Below are 2,953 nucleotides of genomic sequence, written 5' to 3' on the forward strand. Positions count from 1 at the left end.
CGGGCCGCCGATCCCGCCGAGGTGGAGCCCGCCCTGTGGGAGATCGCCGACGGCCGGCTCGATCCCGCGCGCCCTGGCGGCTACGGCTGGCTGCTGGAACTCCTCCTGCCGGGCGTCGGTGACACCCTCGGCGCGGCGACCCTGCCGGGGCGCGGCTGGCACGAACTCACCGACACCTTCCGGGCCTGGGGGCTGCCAGCCCTCGCCGGACTGTGGGCGCGCCCCTGGCCGTGGCCGGCCGCCGAGGTGTCGGACGGCGACCCGTGGCCCTTCCCCTGTTTCGCGGCCGGTCCCGAACTCGACCGCATCCACGGCGAACTGGCCGATTTCGACACCGACCGGATCCACGAGGAGCCCGAACTCCTCCCGGGCGGGGACGAGGACGCGGCCGAGGAGGTCGAGTGGCTGGTCGGAGAACTGCTCCCGGACTGGACGGCGGGCGCCCGGGAGCGGGGGCGCGGGCTGCTGATCCTGCGCGACGGCGGGAAATGACCGCGTGCGGGTGACCGGCGCGGCGCAGTCGTGGGGGGTGCCTGCGCCGCACCGGGGTTCACGGGGGCCCGGTGGCCGGACCCGACCGGTCGGAAGACGAGCCGGTCAGAGGACGAGCCGGTCGGAAAGCGGCCCGGTCAGAAGGCGGGCTGGTCATTGAGCTCGACGATCTTCAGATCGCGCAGCCGCACGGTGTACCAGACTTCCTGGCTGCCGCCCCCGTCCCAGAACTCGGTGAGCCGGACGGAGGCGTAGCCGTACTCCTCCTTCACCTGCTGGACGGACCAGTCCACCGGGACGTTCTGGGCGCGGAACACCGGATCGGCGTCGTGCTGCCGCGCCCAGGCGTCCAGCCGGCGGTCGAGGGCCGGGACGAGGAAGCGCTCGCGCACCTCGGAGGGCTGCTCGCCGCTGGTCTCCAGCACTGCCCGTCGGTACTCCTCGAAGAAGGTGACCACCTGGTGCGCGGCCGGCGTCCCCGCCCGCACCTCGGCCGTCGCGACCGCCGCGGCCGGTCCCGGGGGCAGCGCGAACGCGGCCTGGGCGGAGCCGGCCAGGAGGCCGCCGACGGCGAGCAGGGCGACGGCGCCGGCCAGGGCGGTGCGCCTCGGGTTCATTCGCTTCATGGCGGGATTCCATCATTCGCCGACGAACTCTGTATATCGCTGGAACGTGTGGTTTACCCTTCGAGCAAGCGTATTTGACGAATCATCTGCTAAAGCGAGAATCCGCTCTGCCGCCCCTTTCCGGGCGGTCCCGCGAAGGCCTGGGCGATCGGCAGCCAGGCCGTCGCCACCTCGCCGACGGCGGTCAGTGCGAGGTCGTCCCGGTGCCGCCGCTGGGTGACCAGCAGGCAGAAGTCCAGGGCCGGACCGTCCACCCGGTCCGCCGCCCCCTCCGGGCCCCAGGTCCACAACCCGCCGTCGGGTGCCGTCAGTTCGACCCGCACCGGGGTCTGGGGGGCGGGCAGTCCGTGCACCGTGAACGCGAACCCCATGGTCCGCACGCCCAGGTGCGCGACGTGCCGCAGCCGGGCGCTCGGCTCCCGGACGGCGCCCAGCGCGTCCGCGACGTCCTGCCCGTGCGCCCAGGTCTCCATCAGCCGGGCGGTGGCCATCGACGGGGCCTTCATCGGCGGCCCCAGCCACGGCCGCGTGGTCCCGGCCGGCACCTCTGCGAGGGCCGTCGCGAGCCGCTCCCGACCGGCCCGCCAACGGGTCAGCAGCGCGGCCGGCTCCTCGGCGGCCCCGCGCGCGGCGCCGTCCTCGACCGGGTCCGCCCCGGCCGTCAGCAGCTCGCCGAAGATCCGGCCGGAGTCCGCGACGAAGGCCCCGGGGTCGCGCGCGGCCAGCTCGGACCAGTCGTCCGTCCAGGCCAGGTGGGCGATCTGATGGGCCACCGTCCAGCCCGCCGCGGGTGTGTCCAGCGCCCAGCCGTCCGGCTCGAGCCCGGCGACGAGCCCGTCCAGCACCTCGCTCTCGGCCCGCAGGTCGGCCAGCAGCCCGGTCAGCACGGACGACTGCCCGGGAACGTTCGGGTCCGTCATGGATCTCCCTCTCGCAAGCTCGGAAACCTGGAACACACCGCGGCGCGCCACCCTTGGTGACCCACCGGTAACCTCGCGCCCGCACCCTACGCCGCCCGGCGGCCCCGTACCCGGAACTCCACCGAACCCGCGCTCCGGACCCCTCCCCACGGGCGGGGGCCCGTGTGACAATCGCGCGGTGACGACCGCCCCGACCGCCCCGGGCCCGCCGACAAGTGGCCCGCCGAGGAGCGGCGCGCCCGCGCCGAACGGCCCCGCCGCGCCGGACGCCCCTTCAGCGCCGGACGACCTCGCCGCCCGGGCCGCCGCGCTGGTCCGGGACGCCGTGCTCGGCGACCTCGCCCGCCGGGTGGTCGCCGACTGCGGCGCCGACGTCGGCCTGGTCGGCGTACCGGACCCGGAGGTGGCCGGACCGGGCGCCGAGGGGATGGTGCTGCGCCACTGGGCCGGCACCCGGGCGGAACTGCTGCACGGCCTCGCCGTGCCGGCCGGCACCGGCCTCGGCGGCCGGGCGCTGGCCGAGCGGGCGCCCAGCTGGGTGCCCGACTACCGCGCCGCCACCACCATCTCGCACCATTACGACGCCGCCGTCACCGCCGAGGACCTCTACGCGATGCTCACCGTGCCGCTGCTCCACCACGGTGCGGTGCACGGCGTGGTGTACGCCTCGCTGCGCGCGGTGGTGCCGTTCGGGGACGTCCGGATCGGCGCGGTGACCAGGCTCGCCGAGGCCGCCACCCGGGCCCTGGCCGGGGCCGCCGCCTGGTGCGGAGCGCCGGCCGCCGACCCCGCGCCGCGAGGACCGGGACCGCGCGCCCGGCGCGCCCGGCCCGCCCCGTCCGCCCCGTTCGTCCCGTCGCCCGCCCCGCCGGCGGCCCCGCCGCTCACCCGGCGCGAGCACGAGGTGCTCCGCTG

Annotated in this window: 4 protein-coding genes; 2 read left to right on the top strand and 2 right to left on the bottom strand. The window is 76.3% G+C overall.

Going from position 1 to position 2,953, the window contains the following annotated elements:
• Positions 1 to 492 (top strand): hypothetical protein (locus tag VR45_RS25305; RefSeq protein WP_045942141.1); only part of this gene is annotated, 492 nt, incomplete at its 5' end.
• Positions 493 to 629: 137 nt separating this feature from the next.
• On the opposite strand, the gene VR45_RS42660 is transcribed toward VR45_RS25305, so the two are convergent.
• Both VR45_RS42660 and VR45_RS25315 read right to left on the bottom strand, forming a co-directional pair.
• Positions 630 to 1,118, bottom strand: a complete 489-nt coding sequence (locus VR45_RS42660) for a hypothetical protein (RefSeq protein WP_159394347.1) — start codon at positions 1,116 to 1,118, stop codon at positions 630 to 632.
• A gap of 89 nt (positions 1,119 to 1,207) precedes the next feature.
• Entirely contained in the window at positions 1,208 to 2,038 is an 831-nt protein-coding gene (locus VR45_RS25315) for a TIGR03084 family metal-binding protein (protein ID WP_045942142.1), read from the bottom strand.
• 178 nt (positions 2,039 to 2,216) lie between these two features.
• Between VR45_RS25315 and VR45_RS42665 the strand changes: the two genes are divergently transcribed.
• On the top strand, positions 2,217 to 2,953 hold a 737-nt coding region (locus VR45_RS42665; RefSeq protein WP_159394348.1), incomplete at its 3' end, for a GAF domain-containing protein.

Origin of the sequence: Streptomyces sp. NRRL S-495 (assembly GCF_000966955.1) — a bacterium.
Taxonomy (GTDB): Bacteria; Actinomycetota; Actinomycetes; order Streptomycetales; family Streptomycetaceae; genus Kitasatospora; species Kitasatospora purpeofusca.

Excerpts from the sequence above, each read along its gene's own strand:
- VR45_RS42660 (WP_159394347.1), bottom strand. The coding sequence starts at position 1,118 with ATGAAGCGAATGAACCCGAGGCGCACCGCCCTGGCCGGCGCCGTCGCC.
- VR45_RS25315 (WP_045942142.1), bottom strand. The coding sequence starts at position 2,038 with ATGACGGACCCGAACGTTCCCGGGCAGTCGTCCGTGCTGACCGGGCTG.